Source organism: Psychrobacter sp. K31L, assembly GCF_017942195.1.
In the GTDB taxonomy this organism is placed as follows: domain Bacteria; phylum Pseudomonadota; class Gammaproteobacteria; order Pseudomonadales; family Moraxellaceae; genus Psychrobacter; species Psychrobacter glaciei.
Genome location: NZ_JAGKSC010000002.1, coordinates 537,643 through 562,527 on the forward strand (window position 1 = coordinate 537,643; position 24,885 = coordinate 562,527).

A 24,885-nucleotide genomic window follows, 5' to 3' on the forward strand; every position below is an offset into this window, starting at 1 on the left:
AGAGTGATAAACATACGAAACATCGGAGCGCAAGCGAACCCTCTTCAGGGTGGCAAGGCTGACGACGTCGACGTATGGTGATGAGTAAACAATGTAGCAGCAAATAGCCCTTTGTTCTTTAACATACACACTTTGTACAAACTACTCAATACAAAAGATTGCTACCTGAGTTCGTAAAGCACCTTGACGTAGTATATTACTATTTATATCAATAGCCTATCTATAAAATAATAGCCATATCCACCATTTTTCACTACTAAACAATTATCCATTTATATCAGTTGCTATCGTCTGATATGCGTTGCATTAGCGCTTGCCATCAAGCGCACTACCAAGCTCGGTCAACGTCACAAAGTTACGGCGCGTGACATCTGTGTCACTGCTTGGTTTATCTGCGATACTGTTTTTTGCAAGCTTTGTGCTATCACTGTATTGCCAATTATTAATATATTCACTTTGGGTTAAACGTTGACCAAAGCCCGCTACTGCCACGGCAAATTGGGTGTCAATATTGGCTTTATTCAAAGCATGACTGGTGTTGTTAATTGGTTGACTAATCAGTTTAGAGCTACCGCCTGTAGGCGCTTTATAACGGATTTTTAGATAACCAAGCTCATTATTTTTTTGACCTTTCTTGGTATTGGCATTTATCTCTTTAGCACTGCTTTCTCCATAACGTCTGTCGCTATACAGACCTTTTTGCCCTTTTGGCGTCACCTCAAACAGCGCAATCACGGCTTTACCCGCCCCCAACTCGCCAGCGTCTACTTTGTCGTTATTGAAGTCTTCTTCAGCCAATACTCGGTTTTCATAACCGATCAAACGCCACTCACTTACCACATCAGGATTGAACTCTACTTGAACTTTTACATCCTTGGCAACGGTGTTGAATGTCACTGCTAACTCATCACCAAAAACTTTTTTGGCCTCAGTTAAGCTGTCGATATAGCTGTAATTACCATTGCCGTTGTCCGCCATCTGCTCCATCATGTGGTCATTGAGATTACCACGCCCAAAGCCAACCGTAGACAAAGAGATACCACGATCACGATTGGCTTTGACCAAATCAAGCATATCATCGACATCACTAATACCAACGTTAAAATCGCCATCTGTTAACATCATGATTCGATTGATGCCGTTCTTTTTTAACGCCTGCTCAGCTTGTCTGTAAGCCAGTTTGAGTGCATCTTCTCCATTGGTTGAGCCTGCCGCGCTTAAGCTTTCAATCGCAGCCAGTATTTTCGCTTTTTGGTCACCACTGGTCGCAGGTAACGCCACACTGGTACTGCCTGAATACGTGACGATACTGATGCTATCTTGAGAGCGCATTTGTTCCGTCAATAGTTTAAGCGACGACTGCGCCAATGGTAGCTTATCGCGCGACGACATAGAGCCTGAGACATCTACTAAGAATACGAGATTGGCAGGTGGCATGGACTGTTTATCAGTTTTTTGTGACCAACTACTATCAACGGCTTTGATGCCAACCTTGACAATTTTATTGCCTTGATCTGCTCTATCCCACGGCGAATCAACCACTTCCGTTGCAACCACAAATGGTGCGTTGCCAAGGCGTTTGCCATCATCAAATTGATAGTTAAAATAGTTGATCATCTCCTCTACTCGTACAGCATCGACGGGTGGTAGCTGTCCTTCATTTAAGTAGCGGCGCACATTGGCGTAGCTGCCCGTATCCGTATCGATAGATAAGGTCGATACCGCCATATCCGTAGTCCGATGTACAGGATTCGCCTCGTTTTTTTGATAGTTGTCTTTCGTCTCTGGTGTGACTATGATGCTCGGTGACGGACGTATGACACTTGTCTGGGGTGCAGAACGTATCATCATCTGTTGTCCGCTGGCCAAGTTTATGGCAATGGGTGACGCCACGACAGATTCTGACATCACCGCTGCATCTTGTTCCACGGTACTGCTTGGCTCGGCTGGCACAGATTTACTTATTTGTGAGGGACTACAGGCTGTCAATCCTAAACTGGCTACAACACTAATTAACAGTGCATTTTTAGTAAAATTTTGGCCTATGGGTTTGGTTCTGTTTTCAATAACGGCAGGTGTAAGCATTTTTGACAGATAGTCAGATGACATGGCAGATATTCCTTATTGCAAATAGGTCAATGGCAGCGTGTTCGTATCGACACATTACGCCAATGATAGATGAATAACATAAGATAAACGCGCTCAAATATTGGAGCACTTATTAATAATATAGAAAACAAATATTAGATTTACTATACTCAACTTAATCCATAAAAGCTATGTATCAGAACATGATAAGAAGGCTCTATAAAAGCAAAATATAAGCGCGTCACGACCTGTCGTCTATTCTGACTTATACCTTTTTAATTCTGCCAATTTCCTTTACGATAGCACTATCCTATTTGTACGCTTGCACCAATTATCTATACCTATTAAAACTGATAAGTGAATCCTATTTTATGTCTGATGTTATTGATCATACGATTGTCCCAATCATTCCCACTGAACCGATGGATACTCGCTCAGTCGCAGAGTTCACTGAGCAGGCCTATCTCAACTATGCCATGTACGTCATCATGGATCGGGCGCTGCCAAACATCGCTGATGGCCTAAAGCCAGTACAGCGCCGCATCGTCTACGCCATGAGCGAGCTGGGGCTAAAATCAACTGCCAAAGCCAAAAAGTCCGCACGTACCGTCGGTGACGTCTTGGGTAAATACCATCCGCATGGTGATAGTGCTTGTTATGAGGCCATGGTACTGATGGCGCAGCCGTTCAGCTATCGCTATCCACTCATCACCGGTCAAGGTAACTGGGGTAGCCCAGATGATCCAAAATCATTTGCGGCGATGCGTTATACAGAAGCCAAAATGTCTGCTTATGCCAATACCTTACTGGCAGAACTCGGACAAGGCACAGTCGAGTGGCAAGATAACTTTGACGGCACGATGCAAGAGCCGACCACCCTACCTGCCCGCCTGCCCAATATTCTATTGAACGGTACAACAGGCATCGCGGTCGGTATGGCGACGGATATCCCGCCGCATAACCTGAATGAAGTAGTACGCGCAGCGATTCGTCTATTAAAAAACCCAGAACTGTCAGTTAAGCAGCTTACCCAGTCGATACCAGCGCCAGATTTGCCAACGCCAGCTGAAATCATTACCAGTAAAAAAGACTTGCAAGCGATGTACGAGACTGGTCGTGGCAGCTATAAAATGCGTGCGACGTTCCATGTTGACCCTAAAGAAAAGAATCTCGTCATCATCGATGCGCTGCCTTACCAAGTCTCAGGCAACAAAATCCAAGAGCAAATCGCTAAGCTCATGACCGATAAAAAGCTGCCGTGGATTACTGATATTCATGATGAGTCAGATCACGAAAATGCCTGCCGTATCGTGCTTGAGCTAAAATCAACACGGGTCGATGTCGATCGCGTCATGAGCCATCTGTTTGCCAGTACGGATCTAGAAAGTAACTATCGCGTCAACATGAATATGATTGGCTTAAATGGTAAACCGCAGGTCAAAAACCTAAAAGAAATCCTTGATGAGTGGCTAGTCTGTCGCCGCTCTGTGGTCACGCGCCGCTTGCAATATCGTCTTGATAAAATCGATAAGCGTTTACACATCTTGGCAGGTTTGCTGATTGCTTATCTAAATATTGATGAAGTGATTCGCATCATTCGTGAAGAGGACGATCCAAAAGCAACATTGATGCAGGACTACGATCTAACTGATATTCAAGCAAATGCTATCTTGGATATTCGTCTGCGCCAGTTGGCAAAGTTAGAAGAGATTGAGCTGCGTCGCGAGCAAGATGAACTGGCTGCCGAACGCGCCATCATTCAAGAGTATCTAGACAACCCAGACAGTCTGACCAATCTGATGATCGATGAGCTGACAGCTGATATGAAAGAACATGGTAATGAGCGTGTGTCACCATTGGCAGAACGCGAAGAAGCACAAGCATTAAAAGAGTCTGACCTCGTACCAAGCGAGCCTGTCACCGCTATTCTATCGAAAGCAGGCTGGATTCGTGCTGCTAAGGGTCATGACGTCGATGCCGCTGGCATGAGCTACCGCTCAGGTGACAGCTATCAAGCGCACGTACGCGGTAAATCTAATGAAAGGATTTACGTGCTCGACAGCACTGGACGCAGCTACAGTATCGATGCGCACAATCTCGCCTCGGCGCGTGGTCAAGGCGACCCGTTGACTAGCGTATTAAAACCACCAGCCGGTGCCAGCTTTGAGCAGCTACTAACGGGTGCTGACGCACAACGCATCATACTCGCCAGCTCTGCAGGTTACGGTTTTATCAATACCATCGGTAATCTCGATAGCAATCAAAAGGCAGGGAAAAATGTCATTAACCTAGCCACTGATAGCCGATTGCTCCCTGTTGCACGTATTGATGCGTCTGTAGAAACAGCTAATAATGCCGAAGGTGAAAATAGTAGTATACGCGTGACACCTGACCATATCGCCGTCGCGACCAATGCAGGATATTTATTGATATTTGCCCTCGATGATTTACCTGAGCAAGCTCGCGGCAAAGGCAACAAACTTATCAAGTTGAAAGATGGCGAAGAGGTGCTTACTATCACGCCACTCAGTCAGCAAGACAGCCTTATTATTACTGCTGGCAAACGTCATGTGACACTCAAGCCAAATGACTTGGCCAACTATAAGGGTGTACGTGGTAATCGTGGTGGGCAGTTGCCAAGAGGCTTTCAAAATGTGACGAGTGTTGAGGTTGGGTGACTTAGCTAAATCCTCAAACATGTTAAACGTTTAGCTTACATTTTCGTAGTGTTGGATATCATAAACTTCACCCGGCCTATGTAACATCGAATATCTTCTTAGCAAATTAAATATAAGCAGAAACCTATGAAAACAGGACGTAACGATAAGTGTTGGTGCGGCTCAGGAAAGAAATTTAAACGTTGCCACAATGGACGCGAGAATGAGACTCCTGTGAGTAAAGGCGAGGCTATTAGTCATAGTCAGAAAAACGCTTTACGAAAGTGTTGTTATGTTCCTGCTGATTTGAAACATGAGTGCAGTAAAAAAATCATTAATGCTCATACCGTTTCAAAAAGTAGTAGTCTAAAAGAAATTGCAGATCAAAGTAATCATGTTTTAGGACTAAAAATAAACTTAGCGAATATAATAAAAAATGAAGGGAAGCTAGTTCCTGAAAAAATAGGTATTAATCAAGCATCCACATTTAAAGGGTTCTGCTCAACACATGACAAATCTCTTTTTTCTTGTATCGAAGATAAAGAGTTTGTTGGAGATGACGAACAGTGTTTAGCTCTGATGTATCGTTCAGTAGCGAAAGAGCTTTATGCTAAAGAAGGTGGGCTTAACAATTCCGAGTTTGCTAAAAATGGTGATAAAGGTAAGCACCTATTGGGTCAATTATCTATTCAAAATTTTGTTGCAGATCAACAGAAAGCGCTCAATGCTGCTCTCGCAGAATTATCGGAACTTAAATCTGAACTTGATGATCAGCTCCTAGGAAAATCAGTTGGCAATTTAAGCCATCTTATTATTGATTCAACATCACCTATGCCTGTTGCTGTTTCTTCAATTGTTGCACCTATAAATGACTTTGATGGAAATTTAATCCAAGATTTAGGTGACCTAAGTATTGTTGCTGAGCACTTAGTTTTTAATTCATTTTCTAGTGATGGCAAAGGATATGTGGTTTTTAGTTGGTTAAAAACCTCTACTAAAGTATTAAGCTTTATCAACTCACTACTAGCTTTGAAAGAAAACAAAATTTTTAGTGCGCTAATAAGGTTCTTTTTTGGAGTTGCTGAAAATACATTTATTTCACCTGTATGGTGGAATAGTTTATCGAGTGGACAAAAAGATAAAATAAATAGTCTTATCATGTCAGGGGTAAGTCCGTTCGAGCCCAATAATGATACTTTACTAGTTGATGATGGTATCAATTTTTCAGGATGGGATATCGGTAGTATTAGGAAAATAAATTTTTAACAATACCTTTTATTGGACAAAAAAGCCGCCTATATACACGGTATAGACGGCTTTTTTACGACAATCAGAATAGAGAACTTATTTAAGACTTTTTAGAGTCAGCATCTTCAAAAACTGCTGTCAAAAAGCTTTCAATCTGAGTACTTGTCATTAGATAGGGATTATAGTCAGAACCTGCTGAGAAGCTTTTTAGGGCATACTCTTCATCTTCAGCGCTTGACGTAAGATGTTTGACTAAAAACCCATTCCATTGACGCGATTCTATTTCCTCTATATTAACGATATTGGGAAAAATGGCTGAGTGCTCGTCAAGTATTTTTTCTAAGGCAGTATTGATAGCAGGCCTTGTCCCTTGAAAACTTTGAACGAAATAACCTTCACTAATAACTAAAGCTGAAACGATATCGTTTTCTTCAAAATATCTGCGCCAATACTCAAGTGCACGAGTCAGCTCGATCCCCGAATCTAGGTCGACATTTTTGGCGATATATGTCATTTTGATAAGAATATGCTCGCCACTTCTTTTTTTGCTTTCTGGAGTATGGCTTGTCGTTGTATGCATAAGAAACCTTATTTATAAAATGCTTACCTAAACTAAGATACACTTTATTATAAAATATAATCAATAAAATTTTGGATTTTGACCGATTTTTTATCAGCTATCATGATTTTTTAGAGTCATAGCATAAAAATTTTAACGGGATAGCACGCAGCATCTATCACAGTAAAATAGTACTATAAAAGTTGTCAAAATCAGTGTAATAGTATTATTCTAATCGTTCAAAAGTCTAATCTATATTAGCCTATCAACCGCAATTTAAGCCTAAAATAGAAACTATCTTGTAACGTAAAGCATCAATAGCGACCCATCTCAACCGTTGTCTCAGCAAGGACACTATCGCCTTGCCATGCCTGCACATCTACCGTATATAGATGGTTTTTGCCACCTGAGCAAGGCGGTTTATATGCACCACCCACCTCGCCTTTACGGCTACGGTATTCTGCGACCATCTCAATCCCTACTGGCACCTCATAGGAATAAAAACAATCCATCTCATCTTATAAATTAATTTTAATAATTAAATATAACCTTATAATAAATCAACACTGTTAAGTTAATCATATCGTTTAGGATTTTTGTTAATCCTTCGAATAAGTATTAATTGATCGCACCACCAGCAAAGCAAATACTGCATCAGTAGCCAAATTTTCAGCATCACAGGTTACTCGATAGTTATTTATCTCTTTGGGTGTGTTGTAGTAGTATCTAAATCATTGGTATTGAAACGACTAAAAATAATAGGATCATCATGTTTATCGAAGATAAGATTGCCAAAGAAAGTATGACCACTAAAATCTCGACACCTAAAATCATCTTTTTTGACATCGATGATACTTTGAGCCGCAATGGCATCATTGCCGAACACAACAAAGCGACCCTTGAGCAGCTTGCAGGTACTGGTATTAAGCTGGTGATTTCAACGGGACGCTCCAAAGCGATATTGCCAGCAGATATTTTAGCCTTGCTCGAAGCTGATGTCTTAGATGCCATTATTTGTATGAATGGACAGTATAGCTTTGATAAAAGCGGTCGAATTAGCCACTATCCGTTGTCCGCTGAACAAACAGATAAAATAGTGCGCTTGTGCCAGCAGAGTGATTTGATTCATAAGTTTGACTCGGCAACCCATATCGCATGGTCAGGTGAAAATGACCGTTTGCGCGAGTTCAATGCTGTCACACCCAACTCTATCGTTGACCCTGAGTATTACAAGTTAAACACTGTCTATCAGTGCTCGGTATTTTTTAATAATCAACAAGAAAAAATGCAAGACGTCGATTTTGCGCAGTATGATTTAAAACTGGTGCACTGGCATCAGATTGGTGCAGACATACTCCCAGCCGATGCGTCTAAAGCACGAGGTATCAAAGATGTGTGCAAATATTATGCGGTAGATGCCAGTGAGTGTATGGCGTTCGGCGATGGAATGAATGATTTAGAGATGTTTGACTTGGTCGGCTATGCGGTAGCGATGGGTGATGCAAAGCAAGAATTGATTGCGCGTGCAGACTTTGTCACTGGGACGATTGAAGAGTACGGCATACAAGCGGTGCTTGATCGATTGCATGTAGCATTATAAAAATAGACCGTAGCGTGCGATAACTGTTACACGCTACAACCTTTCATAGGCGATAAGCTGTGGGTGCAAGATCAATTTTAATAGGAAAAGTTAGTGAAATTTATCTTCTTACTATTAAGCCATGAACCCAACCACCAATTTTATAAAATCCGACAATAATCAAAATAAGCACCACAGCCGCCAATACATAAGCCAACCAATTGCGCACACTACTCAACCAACCAATCGTAAACACCAAACTCATATATGTCTCAACTGGCCAATCAATGATAGCGGTCGGTGAGCCAGCATTGAACAGTGCCATAAAAGCGACGATACCAAGCACAGCCGTAATAATCCCAGTACGTTTACGATTATTCATCTCATTCCTCTTCTAAACTCAATCAAATGATACTAGCCAATCAAGGCATTGTTAAGGCATGGTCAAACCACCATCGACAGCGATCGACTGTCCAGTAATAGCCGAACTCAAATCTGATGCCATGAGCAATATAGAATTGGCAAAGTCAGCCACTGAAGTCGCTTGACGCAGCGGCGTGGTGGTCGCGATATAATCGAATACTTCTTCGGTGGTTAGACTGCTTGCATCGGTGGTCTTAAGCAAACCACCTGCCAGCAAGTTTACGCGAATACCATACTGCCCTAGCTCCGCAGCGAGATTGCGTGTCAGCCCAATCAATGCTGATTTAGCAGTGGTATAGTCGTAATAGGTGACTACTGGATTATAAACAAGGTTGGTTGAGATATTGATAATTTTACCCATCTGCTGTGCCTTCATCTGCGGCAATACGGCCTGTACTGTATTGACCGCTCCCTTGACGATACCGTCTATCTGCTGCGAGAAATGCGACCATTTGACGGTCTCAATGCTGGTGTACTCGGCACTGGGATTAAACTGATAATTTGGCAAGGCGTTATTGACCAATACATCGATACGACCATGACGGCTGACGACTTCAGCCGCCATTGCTTGTACTTGCTCAAGCTCGGTGACATCTGCCTGATATGCAAATGCTTGCCCACCCGCCGCTATGATGTCAGCAACCACTCTATTAGCTGCCTCTTCACTATTGAGATAGTTGACACAAACGATTGCGCCTGCTGCTGCCATTTGCTGAGCAATCTGTGCGCCCAGTCCACGACTGGCTCCCGTAACGATAGCGACTTTTTCTGTGAGCAGTGCAGGAATCACTGAGGTGCTGTGAGTCGAGGTAATTTGAGTCATGATGTTGCATCCTTTATTATTGTGGTATGGTTATTTAGTATTATGAGAATTAAGGGCTTAGCGCGTTTTGGCCTGCGTTAATCATAGCATGGTTATATACTGCCTTCTCTCGATTCACTGTTGGCGATTTTCTAAAAGCCCTACCAAACATTGGCTGCCTTTAAGTTAGCTTTAATACTCATTTGATTGGCACGACTCGCTACCTTTATTAGTATTACTAAGTACTGTCTTGAAGATAGCTCTTTAAATTGTGCAAAGCGATAACCATAATAGTTTTATTGGCGACATTAGGCATTTATCATCTTGCCATTTTTATCAATTTTTTTGATTTGCATCATCTTTATTTAGGAGAGATATTTTGACCCATTTATCATCGTCCCATCCAACCATTAATACCTCGGCTCGTATCGGTCGCATAGTGCCAAAAGCATTATTAGCGGCGGCTGTCGGCTTAGTGCTTGCCAGCTGTAGCAACTCTGACAATGCAGCGGATGGCAGCGCAGCGGCGAGTAATGAGACGCTCAATCTGTATAACTGGTCAGAATATATGCCGCAAGAGATTTTAGATGGTTTCGAAGAAGAGACTGGCATCTCGGTCAATTACACCACCTTTGACTCTAACGAAGCGATGTACGCCAAACTCAAACTGCTGGATGATTCTAGCCAATATGATTTAGCAATTCCATCGACTTATTATGTCGAAAAAATGGCCAAAGAAGGACTGTTGCAAGAGCTGGATAAGTCTAAATTGAGCAATTTTAAAAACCTCGATACTTCATTTACCAATACTAAAGTCGATCCTGAAAACAAATACTCTATTCCTTATATGTGGGGCAGCACCGGTCTAGCGATTAATGGTGACAGTGTCGACCCTAAAACCGTCAATAGCTGGAATGACCTATGGGATCCTAAGTATAAAGGTCAAGTGATGCTCACCAACGACGTACGCGAAGTCTTTGGTATGGCACTACTGACTCTTGGATACTCAGGCAATAGTAGAAATCCTGACGAAATCAAAGCCGCTTACGATAAGCTCACTACGTTGATGCCGAACGTCAAAACCTTTAACTCTGATGCCACACGTATGCCGTACATCGAAGGTGAAACTTCGCTCGGTATGACGTGGAATGGCGAGGCAGTCATGGCCAATGACGAAGGTCTGACCAGCTTGGTTTATAAATATCCAACGGAAGGCGCTATTTTATGGATGGACAATTTTGTCATTCCAAAAAATGCCAAACAAGTAGATGCAGCACACAAATTTATTGATTACTTATTGCGTCCTGAAAATGCAAAAATCGTGAGTGAAGAGATTGGCTATGCGTCGCCAAATATAGCAGCACGTGAGCTGATGGATGAGAGCGTCCAAAACAATCCAACGATTTACCCTGCCAAAGACGTACTGGCAAAAGCGGAATTTCAAGAAGATGTCGGTGATGAAGCATTGCAAGTGTATCAGCAGTATTGGGATAAGCTAAAAACTGGTCGTTAATAGTTTTGATTTAGTACTTTAAAATAAAGCATACTTTTAAAAATAAAAAACGCTGACCTTAAATGGTCAGCGTTTTTTTATGTGTTATAAATGGAGATCTGTCTCACCACCATGCTCTTTTATCCTGCGCTGCTCACGGCGCTGATAGCCCAAACCAGATGCTGCAAACCAGTGTGGCTTAGTCGTTTGTAGCAAGTCGCTCAACTGCTGCAGCTGGGTCTGCAAAGTTTGTGTCAACCAAAAATACCCTTGCCACTCAAATGCCAAGTGCTGTACGCTTGGGTACTCTGAGACGGCAATACGAGTAATGGGTCGAAACACTTCATCGCTTGGACTACGTAATACCGCGGCCATATGATGCATGGCTTGGGTCAGCTCATGCTGATAATGTATCAATAGGACATGGTTCTCTTCATCGATTTCAATATTCGCCAAGCGCGGCGCGGCACTTAATAATAAATCAATCGTGCCGATGATATTACGATGAGTACGTTGAATCGTCTCTAGCGTTTCTTGTTCGATCCCTGATTCGCTCGCTGTCGCAGCGATATGTGGACGCACAGCCAGCAGGCGTTTATTGATCTGCTGTAGCGCTGTGACCAATGCTCTATCAACGGGCACTTCCTCAATAGAAAAGGCTACTGGGTTCAACTTTTGCACAGAGTCTTCCACTACTCCATCCGTTGCGTCAATATGATGGCCGACGCCAGCGTAGAGACTACTACAAGCGTCAAGGTTACTACTCAACAAAAACCGCCACATCAAGGTCGATTTGAGCGGTAAAATCAGTGTCACGGCTACCGCAACGCCAGTACCAAGCAAGATATTCAGAGCGCGGTAGATGCCGTCTTGACCGATACTATTGTTACCTAGATCAGAGACAATCATCAACATGGTAATACCCGTCAATAGCCCTGTATATCCAAGCTTTCTGACCGCTAAATAACCAATGATACCGCTTAATAGACCGATGAGCGCATAGTCCACCCATAGCCATGCACCTGCGTTTTGATTAAACCACAACACCCCAAAGGCAGTGCCAATACCAAATAGCGTACCCAGTATGCGCTCTTTCGCTTTGGTATAGATAGCGCCTTGATACTGTAATAATCCCAAGATGATAAAAACCGTAATGGTCGTCCATTCACCATGTGGGAAGTTAGTGACTTTATTGACTAACAAAGCCAGTATTATAGCGGTGCCTAAGCGTATGGCATGCAAAACATCTGCATGTTGGTAGCGGACATAAGGCTCAATAAATGGCGCAGTAACATGCTGATAAAGGGTTGGTTTCACGCAAGGCTACTCTTTTTAGTGGTTAAGCGAGTTTTAGTTGATAAGCGAGATAAATGATAAATCACCTAGGTTACTCACAAACATGCTAGCAGTCGATTCTCTATTTACAATAGCATTAATCAAAAAAAACGTCTCCTGCCTATCAAAAGACAAAAGACGTTCATGTTCAAACGCTACTTATAAATTGCTGAGTTTAATAAATCTGACTAAACTTCCAAATAGTCGAGGATGCCTTCCGCAGCTTCGCGGCCTTCCCAAATAGCGGTTACGACCAAGTCGGAGCCACGCACCATATCGCCACCGGCAAATATTTTAGGATTCTGGGTCTGGAATTTAAAGGTTTGTTTTTCTGCGGCCAATACGCGACCAGAGCTGTCCATCGCCACTTGCTGAGACTCAAACCAATCAGCAGGACTTGGTCTAAAACCAAATGCCATAATGACGGCATCACATGGGATGATCTCTTCAGAGTTAGGAATCGGCTCAGGACGCTGACGACCACGGTTGTCCGGCGCACCTAGATGCGTAGTGACTACTTTTACGCCATTGACCTTGCCATTTAAGCCAATGATTTCAGTAGGCTGACGGTTGAATAAAAACTCAACGCCTTCCTCACGAGCATTGACCACTTCGCGGCGTGAGCCAGGCATGTTTTCTTCATCACGGCGATAGGCACAGACCACTTGCTCAGCACCTTGACGAATACTGGTACGGTTACAGTCCATCGCTGTATCACCGCCACCTAATACCACCACTCTCTTGCCTTTGAAGTCGATATACTCTTCGGCATCTTTTTCCCAGTCATTACAACGGTTCACATTGGCGATTAAGTAATCTAGCGCATCGTAAACGCCTGTCAGTTCTTCGCCAGCAAAGCCGCCGCGCATATAGGTGTACGTACCCATACCCATAAAGACTGCATCATATTCAGCCAATAACTCATCGATAGTGACATCTGTGCCAATCTCTGTTTCTAGGCGGAATTCCATACCCATGTCTTCAAAAATCACACGGCGATTGCGCATGACGTCTTTTTCCATTTTGAATTCAGGAATACCAAAAGTCAGTAAGCCTCCGATTTCAGGACGTTTATCAAAAATGACAGGTTTTACGCCATTTCTGACCAAGATATCTGCGCAGCCAAGACCTGCTGGTCCTGCACCGATAACCGCGACTTTTTTGTCTGTCCATACCACCTCAGACATATCTGGACGCCAACCGAGTGCAAAAGCGGTGTCATTGATATATTTTTCGACGTTACCAATCGTCACTGCACCAAAGCCGTCGTTCAACGTGCAAGCACCTTCGCACAGACGGTCTTGTGGACAAACTCGTCCGCATACTTCAGGCAAGGTATTGGTACGGTGGCACAATTCTGCTGCTTGAAATATTTGACCTTCTGTCGCCAGTTTGAGCCAATTTGGAATGTAGTTGTGTACTGGACATTTCCACTCACAGTACGGGTTACCACACTCAAGACAGCGATGCGACTGCTGTGCCACTGATTCATTCTCAAACGGTTTGTAAATCTCGACAAACTCTGTTGAGCGCGTCGCGATGTCTTTTTTGGTCGGCTCAAGCCGAGGTACATCTAAAAACTGAAAGCTATTTTCTAAGCGTTTTGCCATGGTGTTATCTCTTTAATATAAGGCTCTTCTATGATGGGTGGTGGCAAGCAACGATGCTTAATACATCAGGACTTAGGAGCTCTATGTCGTTGCTGCCACTTGCCTACTCGAAACCTGTGAGTTAAAACGTGTCTTAAAACGGAACGCTGGCGACTCTGATTAAATTAATTGATTGAATCAACTTAATACAAGCTATTGTGGGTCAGCCATTGTGGTTTTAAGGAGACTCGCAATGTTTGCCGCTTTTGGCTTCACCAAGTAAAACTTACGAACATAATGCTCAAAGTCAGCCAAAATAGTCTGACCCCACGCGCTACCAGTTTTCTCTACATGGGTCTCAATCACTTGTTGTAAATGAATGCGATGACCTTCCGTCTGCTCACTTGAGATACGGTTTAAATCAATCAATTCATGATTACAGCGATCAAAGAAATCCCCTTCCATGTCGAGCACATAAGCAAAGCCACCCGTCATACCAGCACCGAAGTTGAGACCAGTACGCCCAAGAATGGTCATTATGCCGCCCGTCATATATTCACAGCAATGATCACCTGTGCTTTCGATGACTGCATGCGCACCAGAGTTACGAACCCCGAAACGCTCACCTGCGGTACCAGCGGCATATAGCTTACCGCCAGTTGCACCATATAGGCAGGTATTACCGATGATGGCTGTTTCTTGTGCGATGAAGTTTGAGCCTTCTGGCGGATAAATGACAATCTCACCACCTGCCATGCCTTTTCCAACATAGTCATTGGCATCGCCTTCAAGCTCAATATTCAAGCCGCCAGCATTCCACACGCCCAAACTCTGCCCTGCTGTACCAGTCAAACGAAGTTTTATCGGCATATCACTCATGCCCAGGTTGCCCCATACTTGTGCAATCTCGCCAGAAATACGAGCACCGATAGATCGGTCACAGTTACCAACAAAATAGCTATAATCGCCGCCATTACCTTGACGAATATTGAGCAGCATATCACTAATCATTTGCTCTGCAAGTAAGCCCTTATCAAATGGCTCATTACGCTCTACCTGACAGGTCTGCGCTTTGCCACTACTGGCCGGATGGCTAAATAATAGCGGTGATAAATCTAAATGGCGCTGCTTATCAGTATTGCCTTCTAGCACGTCAAGCAAGTCTGTACGTCCAACCAGCTCTTCCATACTACGCACGCCCAATGCCGCTAACCACTCGCGTGTCTCCGTAGCGACAAACTTAAAGAAGTTAATCAACATTTCCGCTTCGCCGATGAAATGCTCATCACGCAGTTGGGCTTTTTGCGTGGCAACGCCAGTCGGGCAGTTATTTAAATGGCAAATACGCAAATACTTACAACCAACAGCAATCATCGGCGTCGTACCAAAGCCAAAGCTTTCAGCACCAAGGATAGCCGCTTTGACCACATCCAGACCAGTTTTTAGACCGCCATCCGTTTGGATACGCACTTTATCTCGGAGACCATTGACTCGCAATGACTGATGCGTCTCAGCAAGACCTAGCTCCCACGGCGAGCCAGCATGATGGATAGACGACAATGGTGAAGCGGCGGTACCACCATCATAACCTGAGATGGTAATCAAGTCGGCATAGGCTTTTGCCACGCCAGTAGCGATAGTACCAACACCCGGACGTGAGACCAGTTTGACCGAAACCAAGGCATCTGGATTGACTTGTTTTAAGTCAAAAATCAGCTGCGCCAAATCTTCAATAGAATAAATATCATGATGCGGCGGCGGTGAAATCAACGTCACCCCCGGCACTGAATAACGCAGACGGGCAATCAAGGCATTGACTTTACCACCCGGCAACTGACCACCCTCACCCGGCTTAGCACCCTGCGCCACTTTAATTTGCATCACTTCTGCTGAGCGTAAATACGCTGGAGTTACACCAAAACGACCCGAGGCTACTTGCTTAATTTTTGAGTTGCGCAAGGTACCATAACGTACTGGGTCTTCTCCGCCCTCACCAGAGTTTGAGCGACCACCAATAGTATTCATCGCCATAGCAATGGCTTCATGCGCTTCAGGAGATAGCGCGCCTAACGACATACCAGCCGAGTCAAAACGGGTCAAAATCTTGGAGATATCTTCGACGTCATTGACATCGATAGGATTGTCCGTCTTTAACTGCAATAAGTCACGCAAAGTGGCGACCGGACGGCTATTTACTAAATTGGCATAATTACGATAATTGTCATAATCGCCCGTGCGTACAGCGGTATGTAGGCTGTTAATCACGTCAGGATTAAAGGCATGGTATTCTTTATTAAAGACGAATTTCAGCAGACCACCTTGATCCAGTGGCGCACGACGTTTAAAGGCATTCGCTGCTAGCTGCGCTTGATCGGCAGCTAAGTCTGCGAAGGTAGCCCCTTTGATACGACTTTGTACGCCTTTAAAGCATAAATTGACGACTTCTTCTGAGAGGCCGACTGCTTCAAACAACTGCGCACCGCGATAAGAAACAATGGTAGAAATACCCATTTTTGATAAGATTTTTAGCAGTCCCTTATCCAAGCCTTTGCGGAAATTAACCCGCGCTTGAATCGGATCGCCCAATAGCTCACCAGTGGCAACCAAATCATCGATGACGTCATAAGCTAAGTACGGATACACACAGGTCGCGCCAAAACCAATCAATACCGCTATTTGATGCGAGTCACGAGCCAGACCTGTCTCAATCACCAAGTTGGCATCAGTACGAATACCTTGCCCAATTAAATAGTGATGCACAGCGCCCGTAACCATGATGGCATTGGCTGGTACTTTGTCGGCATCGATATCTTTATCAGACAATACGATCAGCGTGTTACCAGCACGGATGCTAGTCGCTACTTGCTCACAAATAGCCACGATAGCATCAGACAGCTCTACAGTACGGTCATAGTTCAGATCAATGCGCGCCATTTTGAACGCCGAATCATCTAAGGTTTCAAGCTGCTGCATTTTGCTGGCTGACAAGACTGGTGACGATAAAATAATACGGTGTGCGTCTCTAGCTGATGGCGCAAATACGTTGGTTTCCGCACCTAAGCAGGTCTGTAGCGACATCACAATGGATTCACGTAGTGGATCGATTGGTGGATTGGTTACTTGAGCGAACTGCTGACGGAAGAAGTCACCGACATGGCGAATTTGCTGCGACAGTACCGCCATTGGCGTATCATCACCCATCGAACCAACTGGCTCTTGACCATTTTCAGCGTTAGGACGAATGATTTCTGTACGCTCTTCATTGGTGATGTGATACATTTTCTGTAAGGCTTTTAGCTTATCACCACGGCAAGCTTGCGCTGCCAAGGTTTCTTCTAAGCGCTCATCATCACGGACGCGTGTTGCTTCTTCACGTAGCCATTTACGATATGGATGAGCCGTTTTTAGTAAGGTTGCAATGGCAGTCGTATCTAAGACTTGACCGGTCAACGTATCAATGACCAGCATTTGACCAGGTCCGACTCGACCTTTTGCCAATACATCTTGTGGCGAGTAATCCCAAACGCCAACCTCTGACGCAACGGTAATGTAGCCGTTCTTGGTCGTTACCCAACGTGAAGGACGCAGGCCGTTTCTATCGAGCATACAGACCGCATAGCGTCCATCTTGAATCACAAGACCTGCTGGACCATCCCACGCTTCCATATGCTGCGAATAAAATTCATAAAACGCGCGCAAATCCATATCCATACTATCAACATTCTGCCACGCAGGTGGTACCAGAATCGACATTGCATGGAACAAGTTCATACCACCAGACATCAGTACTTCAAGCATATTATCTAAGCTTGATGAGTCCGAACCTGTGCTATTCACTAATGGCGTCAGTTCATTTAAGTTAGGCAGTTTGTCTGATTTTAATTTTGGCGTACGTGCTTTAGACCAGTTACGATTACCCGTGATGGTATTCAGTTCACCATTGTGGGCAAGATAACGGAATGGCTGTGCCAATGGCCAGCGCGGCAATGTATTGGTTGAAAAACGCTGGTGGAACACCACGATATGCGAGGCCAAACGCTCATCTTGTAAATCCAAGAAAAACGCTGGTAGATCGGAAGGCATTACCAAGCCTTTGTAAATAATCGTTTGACAGTTCAGCGAGCACACATAAAACAGCTCATCATCCACCAAACGCTGCTCTGCTTTTTTGCGGGCTACAAACAGCTTACGGTTAAAATCTTCCGCATCTAAAGTGTCAGGTGCGTTGACAAATACTTGCTTAAAGCCTGGCAAGGTCTCACGACCAATCTCACCGACAATACTTAGATCAAGTGGCACGTCGCGCCAGCCAGCAATCTCTAAACCTTCAGTAATAATTTCATCAGCAAGTACCTGCTGACTGTACTGGGCTTTGGACTCGTCGAGATTAACAAACACCATACCCACAGCGAAATTATCTGTGATTACTAACTGTTGCTCGCGAGCAATGTCTTTGAAGAAAGCCGTGGGTGTCGCCAATAGCAAACCACAACCATCGCCTGTCTTACCGTCAGCAGCAACACCACCACGGTGCGTCATACAGCTGAGGCTATGAATAGCCGTTTTTACCAAATCGTGACTGGCTTGTCCCTCAATATGAGCAATCAAACCAAAGCCGCAGTTATCAGAAAAGTCATCCGGCGTGGCCAAATGCGTATGGGAAGAGATCATTGACATAGCTTGTCCTTTTGAGTAAACGGGCAGCTTATATATCCAATGCGGAGTATAAACTGGTGACCGCAGGCAGAACGGGCTGGTAGGTAAATATTCGTATATTCGAATTAATAAATAGTGCGATGCTCAGTAGACAGTTATGCTGTGAGAATAAGATGAAACTCTAACTCTCACAGTGCTTTGGCAACCAATCCTTTGATAATCTAATAACAGACCACTCGTGTAATAATAAAATGCACCAATAAACAGTCAGTAACCGCCCATGGCAACCGGGTAAAATAACACCCTGTATACCAGTTACCCACTCATTAGCACTTTCATTAACGCTTGGTGTTACATCCTACTAGCGTGGCTTAGTACGCGGCTAGTTGAGCATGCGACAATATGGCATTTTATTAATATTGAATATCAGACACTCTATATACAAGCGCCTTAGTAACCCTAATCGAAGTGACACTAGCAGGGATTGTGCGATTTGTAATAAGCTTACTATAGAGGGCCAATCGCCGCACTTGAAGCGACAACCGTTTAGTAAGCAACTATCTTACCACTAATAATAAGTTACTAAATGACTGCTCGTTAAACCGTTATTTACGATAACTATACAGAGCGTTGCCCATACTCATCTTAGTTAATGCTTAACAAAAAATCTAGTCTTTTCTATCGATTCATCAGCCATAAATTGTAAGACAACTTATTACTATTAGTTATAGGACAATGAAAAACCGTATTGAAAACTTAATACGAAGAGAGAAATTTAAGACTTAACTGCGAAGAAACGTAAAGCCTAGCTGTCTCTAAACCTCACTTTAAAACAGCCAAAACGAGTGCTAATACATCAAAAAACCCACTAACAAAGACAGTTAGTGGGTTTCATTATTAAATCAACAATCAATAAGGATCAGTTGCTTTTATCTTCTATTAGCGCCTTCATGCTGTCACTATTATTTTTTGAAGGATTGGTATTGGCGACTCGACCAGTAGCGTTCGAATTATTGCTTGCACCATTACTGCTATTCGTATTTGGTGGTTTTGGCGCTACTACCACTGGTGGTTTTTTTATAGGATTATTACCCGTTCCTGATGTCGTAGGCGTTTTATTGTCCTGATTAGACCTATTTGCCTCATTTTCGTTTTTAGCCGGTAATTCAGAGATTGATTGTGATTCATTACCAACAGTACGTTCTTCATTGACCGACAAGGTCGCTGAAGTATCAACCGACTGGCGGATACTTTCCTCGCTACTACTATTAGTTACTTCTTGACCGCCACGATTGGCATTATTGCTGACAGCTTTTTCATTGACACTATCATTAGCTTGCGTTGTCTGACGCACCGGCAATTCACGTTTGGTTGGACGCAAATTAACAGATTGTGTGCGTCTAGCACTCAAGTCTTTGACCGGATCAGGGCGTTCATAATTGTCGATGATACTGACATAGCGATTAATTTCTTCAGGCAAGACACGCACATTGGCCGGTAGCCTAAAATCAATTAATTTGGCAGCACCAACAGCCTCTTGCGGACTGCTCATCAAGCCATAAGTCAGCATATAACGGATCTGATTATTATCATCAAGATAGCGAAAGTAAGAAAACTTCTCACGGTCTTCACGGCCCTCTAAATAACTGACAATCACCTCGTTTTCTGCAACATTCATCACCTGCACGGTCCATTTTCCTTTATTGGCCAGCAGATAACGCTTGTCTTTAAACTCATCAGGATAACTGCGTAAATCACGAACCGTCGCATCAAAACTGATCGGCTGTACATCCGTATCTAGTTCATGTAGCGACTCAATGGCTAATGGCTGCTCAAGTTCGGCACTTAATGTTTGCGGAGCTGATATCGGGGCATTTTCAATCTTGGCACCCATCGCTGGTGTTTGACTAAACATCCAGACCAAAGCCGTAGCAACGCCCAACACTAGGGTCACTAACAACCAAATCAGTGCTTGACGACGATATGACTGACCAGCGGTGCGAGTCGACGAGCTAGATGCTGCCATGAGGAGATCCTTGGTGAAATATAGTTAAACGCTTTAAATCTGTGCTCATACCAATATAGTGACAATCAATAAATTTGACGTTCTCATGAGCTATGTTGTGACAAGACATCAGTGAGAAGCTCGGCATCAAAATCATTGGTCAACACAGCTTCACCTATTGATTTTAGCAAAATAAGGCGGATTTGTCCGTGTTTCACTTTTTTATCATGACCCATCAAGTCTAAAGCCGTTTGTACGTCAATAGTAGGCGGGGTAATAGGCAAATTGGCCAATGTCAAAACGCGCTTAATACGAGCCACGTCCTCATTCGTTAACCAGCCTAGTTTTTGTGACAGCTCAGCCGCTTGTACCATGCCAGCGGCAACGGCCTCACCATGCAGCCAATTACCATAGCCTTCATGGGTTTCGATCACATGACCAAAAGTGTGGCCGAAGTTCAATAACGCACGCACACCCGACTCTCTTTCATCTTGGGCGACGACATCGGCTTTGTACTGACAGCAACGTTTTACCGCCTCGCCAAGTACCGCCAAATCTAAAGCCATCATTGCCGGTAAATTGTGCTCAAGCCACGTCAAAAAATCTGCATCCATGATAAGCGCGTATTTAATGACTTCAGCAAGACCTGCCGAAAGCTCACGCGCTGGTAGGGTTTTTAGCGTACTCATCTCAGCAAGTACTATTTGCGGCTGCCAAAAAGCCCCAATCATATTTTTGCCTTGGGCATGATTGATGCCTGTTTTGCCACCAACGCTTGAATCCACTTGAGACAATAACGTGGTTGGAATTTGGATAAAATTCACTCCGCGCATAAAGCTGGCGGCTGCAAAGCCTGTCATATCACCAACCACGCCGCCACCAAGTGCGATAAGCGTAACATCACGATTGAAATGCTCAGCCATTAAGGCATCATAAATCTGGTCAATACTCGTCTGGTTCTTATATTGCTCACCATCTGGTAACACACAGACCTTTACCGTAAATTGCTGTGCTAGCTCATCTTCTAACGATTTTAAGTATAAAGGTGCCACAATATCATTGGTGACAATCAATACTTGGCGACCGCTAATATAAGGTGCGACTTGCTTCGCCATACTGCTAGCTTCTGTCGCAGATTTTTCAGTAATGATGATTGGATAATCATGGCTTTGCGTGTGTACCGTTAAGCCATCATGAAACAGTGCCGTTGCCATGAAAGTCTCCCTGAGCATTTTTTAGTGAAGTAACATTAGCTGAGTATCGTTATACATCTAGAGCGTGTCCTCAATTTAATCGATAGCGAGCTAAATGGATTAAAATGAGGACACGCCATAGTCTATTATTTTTTATCTTCAATCTTCTTTAGAGTCTGGTGTTATAGAAGGCGCGCAACACAAAGATTCGAGCTGCTGTAATAATTGATTGACCATATGGCGAGGATACGTATGACCAGTAGGCATAATGATGTGAGCCACTTGCCGGTATAATGGATCGCGCTTACTGTATAAATCTTGCAATATTTTTCTGGGGTTGGGCTGTTGTAATAAGGGTCGCGACTTATCTTTGGCAGTGCGTGCCATTTGCACATCAACTGGTGCATTGAGATAAACCACGATACCACGCTGCTTAAGAAATTCACGATTTTCAGCAGCCATGACAGCACCACCACCCGTTGCCAAGACAATCTGCTTTTGCTGGCTCAGCTCATCAATGGCACGTGTCTCACGTTCACGAAAGCCCGCTTCGCCTTCTTTAGCGAATATCCAAGCAATATCAGCGCCGGTTTGCGACTCGATATACCAATCGCTATCTACGAATGTCCGCCCTAACTGCTTGGCAAGCAGTCGGCCAATTGTGGTCTTCCCCGCTCCCATCGGCCCCACTAAAAATACCGACGGTAATTCCTCCACCATAACACTCACTCAGCTAAATTAGGTATGATACAACGTCATTGATATTCTGGCTAGTAATGAGCAGTGATTATTATGAGTAAAATCCACGCACGCACAAAAACTTACCCATAAAAAAAGCAAGCACTAGGGCTTGCTTTTTTTGATTCATAACCGATAACACGATTATTAATTTAAACGGCTCACACCATCGTTGATCAGTTTTGGCGTGACAAATATCAGTAGCTCTTCTTTAGAGTTACTACGGACATCACGACGGAATGCACGACCGACGTAAGGCAAGTCTCCTAAGAAAGGCACTTTATTTACCTCATTAGTCGTACGGTTTTTAAATACCCCGCCTAGTACGATGGTTTGACCATCTTCAACGATGACATTGGTCGAGATTGAATCTTCAGCGATCGCTACCTGATTATTGATAATCGTTGGCGTGCCATTGGTAATAACAAGTTGCAAGCCAATTTTACCATCTGGTGTAATGTTCGGCGTCGCCTCTAAGCTTAGCGCTGCTTCTTTAAAGCTGGTCGTGGTTGCGCCACTGGCCGATGCTTCTTGATAAGGAATCTGCGTACCCGATGATACTTTGGCCGTTTGTTTGTCCGCTGTCAAAATCTTCGGCGTTGAAATGACCTCACCGCGATTGTCAGCTTGCAGTGCTGACAACTCAAGATCCAGCATCACATCCGACATACTTAACAAGCCAAAAGCGATACTACCCGCTGGATTGGCAACGCCTAAATCAACGTTTAAGTTATCGGGACGGCTGATATCATAGGAAGGATAAGAAACCGTCTGACCATTGACAGTCGTCGTTTCAATATCAAAATCCTTAAGATCTGCCAAAGTTTGATTACTACCGCCGACCAATAGGCTACGGTTATTCGCCGCGCCATTAGATAGGATACCCCAACGAACACCAATCTCTTTACTAAAGCTATCAGTCGCACTAACGATACGCGCTTCAATCATCACTTGACGAACCGGAATATCAATTTTGCTGATTAGATTGTGGATATTTTCGATACTATCCGCGACATCTTTGATAATCAGAGTATTGGTACGCTCATCAACCGTGACCGTTCCACGATTAGACAATAAGGTATTGTTGTCATTAGCATTTGAATTGCCAGTGTTGCTGCCACCAGATGAGCCACTACCTTGCGAAATAAGGGTCAATACATCTTGCGCTTTTGCATAGCTTAAGCGAATGTATTCGGTACGCAGTGGCGCATAAGATTCAACCGCTTGCTGAGCTTCAAGCTCACGCGCTTCTTGTTCAGCAAGTTCTGTAGATGGCGCGACTAAAATCACATTGCCATTCTCACGTTTGCCCAGATTTTTACTTTTTAGAATAATATCAAGCGCTTGATCCCAAGGCACATTGATCAGGCGCAAGGTGATGTTACCCGCCACCGAATCACTAGCGACGATATTCATATCGGTGAACTGCGCTAAGATATCTAAGACGCTACGGATTTCAACATCTTGGAACTCCATGGATAGCGCTTCGCCACTATACACTCTCTCTTCCAGTGTTGGCTCTCGTAGCAGCTCAGGTTTACTGATACTGACATTTAGCTGGTTACCCGATTGGTAAGCTTGATACTCATAATCTTCAGTCATGTTAATGGTGATAACCCCATTTTGACCTTGGTTTTTGGTATCAATACTACTAACGAGACCACTATTAATATTCAAGCGACGCAATAAGTTTCTCGGTACCGTGCTGCCAGTTAGGCGTATGACCAATTTATTGCCTTGGCGCTGTACATCAACCGGAATCGCTTCGTTGGCAAGCGCAACACTGACGTTGCCACCGCCGTTACTCCCTGCCGAAAAATTCACCGCTGTTAAGCCATCATAGCTATACTGCTTACTAACTTGAGAGGCAGCAAGCTGTGGATTTAATAGCGGATTTACGCGTACGACCATTGTATCCGTCGGCACTTGGTTATTCACCACGGTCGTGCTAGTTGCGACTGTTCTCACTGAAGTGACAGGCACGCTACTGGTTTCTACAATCGGTGTGACCACTGCCGTCGTGGTAATGCCATTATTGTCATTGAGTACGTCTTGAATCGGGTCATTGGTGATGACTGGGCGACTGGGATCGGTAAGGGTCAACAGCAGATCATTGCCATCAATCGCTGTCGTATAGTTGCCCGCTTGTTTAAGCCCAACGATCAGACGCGTGGTACTGTCACTGCTTAGCGTCGTGACATCATTTACCATACCAATATTGTATTCGTTAAAGCGACTGGCAAGTCCGTTTTGCACCTGTTCAAAATCCAACACCAAACGGCTAGGATCATCAAGCTGGTAAGCGGCAGGTAATACTGGCAAACCTACAAAGCCTAAACGCATTTGTGTCACTGCTGGTGCAGTCTGTACCACAGAGACATTATTAATGCGCTGGGCGGCATGGGCGCTGCTACTAACTGCTACCATGCTGATTGCCAATGCAGAAATGGCAAAAGCAGAAGAGACGCGGTTGCTCATCATCATTACCTTGTTATTGCGTACTGTCATTATTTATTCCTCA

16 protein-coding genes are annotated in these 24,885 nt (G+C 44.0%); 4 read left to right on the forward strand and 12 right to left on the reverse strand.

Annotation, left to right across the window (positions count from 1 at the left end; translation table 11 throughout):
- Positions 1–306: 306 nt before the first annotated feature.
- Positions 307–2,109 (reverse strand): vWA domain-containing protein, encoded by a 1,803-nt coding sequence (locus tag J5X94_RS05415; RefSeq protein ID WP_210540504.1) that lies wholly within the window; start codon positions 2,107–2,109, stop codon positions 307–309.
- A gap of 350 nt (positions 2,110–2,459) precedes the next feature.
- Between J5X94_RS05415 and parC the strand changes: the two genes are divergently transcribed.
- Positions 2,460–4,766, forward strand: a complete 2,307-nt coding sequence (parC, locus tag J5X94_RS05420; protein ID WP_210540505.1) for a DNA topoisomerase IV subunit A — start codon at positions 2,460–2,462, stop codon at positions 4,764–4,766.
- 126 nt (positions 4,767–4,892) lie between these two features.
- Positions 4,893–6,011 carry a YecA family protein gene (locus J5X94_RS05425; protein ID WP_210540506.1) on the forward strand — a complete coding sequence of 373 codons (1,119 nt, stop codon included), beginning with the start codon at positions 4,893–4,895 and terminating at the stop codon, positions 6,009–6,011.
- Positions 6,012–6,093: 82 nt separating this feature from the next.
- On the opposite strand, the gene J5X94_RS05430 is transcribed toward J5X94_RS05425, so the two are convergent.
- A complete protein-coding gene (locus tag J5X94_RS05430; RefSeq protein WP_210540507.1) occupies positions 6,094–6,573 on the reverse strand; it encodes a BLUF domain-containing protein in 480 nt (159 codons plus the stop codon).
- Positions 6,574–6,866: 293 nt separating this feature from the next.
- On the reverse strand, positions 6,867–7,064 hold the full coding sequence (locus tag J5X94_RS05435) for a hypothetical protein (protein WP_210540508.1): 198 nt from the start codon (positions 7,062–7,064) through the stop codon (positions 6,867–6,869).
- Positions 7,065–7,321: 257 nt separating this feature from the next.
- On the opposite strand from J5X94_RS05435, the gene J5X94_RS05440 reads away from it, so the two are divergent.
- Complete coding sequence (locus J5X94_RS05440; RefSeq protein ID WP_210540509.1) at positions 7,322–8,152, forward strand: HAD family hydrolase; 831 nt, start codon at positions 7,322–7,324, stop codon at positions 8,150–8,152.
- Positions 8,153–8,252: 100 nt separating this feature from the next.
- Here J5X94_RS05440 and J5X94_RS05445 read toward each other — a convergent pair whose 3' ends face one another.
- Both J5X94_RS05445 and J5X94_RS05450 read right to left on the reverse strand, forming a co-directional pair.
- A complete protein-coding gene (locus J5X94_RS05445) occupies positions 8,253–8,513 on the reverse strand; it encodes a hypothetical protein (protein ID WP_210540510.1) in 261 nt (86 codons plus the stop codon).
- A gap of 51 nt (positions 8,514–8,564) precedes the next feature.
- Positions 8,565–9,377 (reverse strand): 3-oxoacyl-ACP reductase, encoded by an 813-nt coding sequence (locus tag J5X94_RS05450; RefSeq protein WP_210540511.1) that lies wholly within the window; start codon positions 9,375–9,377, stop codon positions 8,565–8,567.
- A gap of 358 nt (positions 9,378–9,735) precedes the next feature.
- On the opposite strand from J5X94_RS05450, the gene J5X94_RS05455 reads away from it, so the two are divergent.
- The gene (locus J5X94_RS05455) at positions 9,736–10,869 is read left to right on the forward strand and encodes an ABC transporter substrate-binding protein (protein ID WP_210540512.1); all 1,134 of its coding nucleotides are present in this window, start codon (positions 9,736–9,738) and stop codon (positions 10,867–10,869) included.
- 84 nt (positions 10,870–10,953) lie between these two features.
- Here the strand turns inward: J5X94_RS05455 and J5X94_RS05460 are convergent, their stop codons facing one another.
- The 7 genes from J5X94_RS05460 to pilQ form a co-directional block, all read right to left on the reverse strand.
- A complete protein-coding gene (locus tag J5X94_RS05460; protein WP_210540513.1) occupies positions 10,954–12,165 on the reverse strand; it encodes an FUSC family protein in 1,212 nt (403 codons plus the stop codon).
- A 206-nt stretch (positions 12,166–12,371) separates the two neighbouring features.
- Positions 12,372–13,793, reverse strand: coding sequence for an FAD-dependent oxidoreductase (locus J5X94_RS05465; RefSeq protein ID WP_189585753.1), 1,422 nt, complete (start codon positions 13,791–13,793; stop codon positions 12,372–12,374).
- Positions 13,794–13,985: 192 nt separating this feature from the next.
- A complete protein-coding gene (gltB, locus tag J5X94_RS05470) occupies positions 13,986–18,449 on the reverse strand; it encodes a glutamate synthase large subunit (protein ID WP_210540514.1) in 4,464 nt (1,487 codons plus the stop codon).
- Between the two features lie 898 nt (positions 18,450–19,347).
- Positions 19,348–20,454, reverse strand: a complete 1,107-nt coding sequence (locus J5X94_RS05475) for a hypothetical protein (protein ID WP_210540515.1) — start codon at positions 20,452–20,454, stop codon at positions 19,348–19,350.
- Between the two features lie 83 nt (positions 20,455–20,537).
- Positions 20,538–21,647, reverse strand: a complete 1,110-nt coding sequence (aroB, locus tag J5X94_RS05480; RefSeq protein ID WP_189585762.1) for a 3-dehydroquinate synthase — start codon at positions 21,645–21,647, stop codon at positions 20,538–20,540.
- Between the two features lie 138 nt (positions 21,648–21,785).
- On the reverse strand, positions 21,786–22,346 hold the full coding sequence (aroK, locus tag J5X94_RS05485) for a shikimate kinase AroK (protein ID WP_026037374.1): 561 nt from the start codon (positions 22,344–22,346) through the stop codon (positions 21,786–21,788).
- Between the two features lie 165 nt (positions 22,347–22,511).
- Positions 22,512–24,872: a type IV pilus secretin PilQ gene (gene pilQ / locus J5X94_RS05490; RefSeq protein ID WP_210540516.1), complete on the reverse strand. Its 2,361-nt coding sequence runs from the start codon at positions 24,870–24,872 to the stop codon at positions 22,512–22,514.
- Positions 24,873–24,885: the final 13 nt, after the last annotated feature.

Bases quoted from the DNA above. Each gene is read 5' to 3' on its own strand.
- J5X94_RS05425 (WP_210540506.1), top strand. From the start codon at position 4,893: ATGAAAACAGGACGTAACGATAAGTGTTGGTGCGGCTCAGGAAAGAAA.
- J5X94_RS05445 (WP_210540510.1), bottom strand. From the start codon at position 8,513: ATGAATAATCGTAAACGTACTGGGATTATTACGGCTGTGCTTGGTATC.
- J5X94_RS05465 (WP_189585753.1), bottom strand. From the start codon at position 13,793: ATGGCAAAACGCTTAGAAAATAGCTTTCAGTTTTTAGATGTACCTCGG.
- J5X94_RS05435 (WP_210540508.1), bottom strand. From the start codon at position 7,064: ATGGATTGTTTTTATTCCTATGAGGTGCCAGTAGGGATTGAGATGGTC.
- parC (WP_210540505.1), top strand. From the start codon at position 2,460: ATGTCTGATGTTATTGATCATACGATTGTCCCAATCATTCCCACTGAA.
- J5X94_RS05430 (WP_210540507.1), bottom strand. From the start codon at position 6,573: ATGCATACAACGACAAGCCATACTCCAGAAAGCAAAAAAAGAAGTGGC.
- aroK (WP_026037374.1), bottom strand. From the start codon at position 22,346: ATGGTGGAGGAATTACCGTCGGTATTTTTAGTGGGGCCGATGGGAGCG.
- J5X94_RS05475 (WP_210540515.1), bottom strand. From the start codon at position 20,454: ATGGCAGCATCTAGCTCGTCGACTCGCACCGCTGGTCAGTCATATCGT.
- gltB (WP_210540514.1), bottom strand. From the start codon at position 18,449: ATGTCAATGATCTCTTCCCATACGCATTTGGCCACGCCGGATGACTTT.
- J5X94_RS05440 (WP_210540509.1), top strand. From the start codon at position 7,322: ATGTTTATCGAAGATAAGATTGCCAAAGAAAGTATGACCACTAAAATC.
- J5X94_RS05415 (WP_210540504.1), bottom strand. From the start codon at position 2,109: ATGTCATCTGACTATCTGTCAAAAATGCTTACACCTGCCGTTATTGAA.
- pilQ (WP_210540516.1), bottom strand. From the start codon at position 24,872: ATGACAGTACGCAATAACAAGGTAATGATGATGAGCAACCGCGTCTCT.
- aroB (WP_189585762.1), bottom strand. From the start codon at position 21,647: ATGGCAACGGCACTGTTTCATGATGGCTTAACGGTACACACGCAAAGC.
- J5X94_RS05450 (WP_210540511.1), bottom strand. From the start codon at position 9,377: ATGACTCAAATTACCTCGACTCACAGCACCTCAGTGATTCCTGCACTG.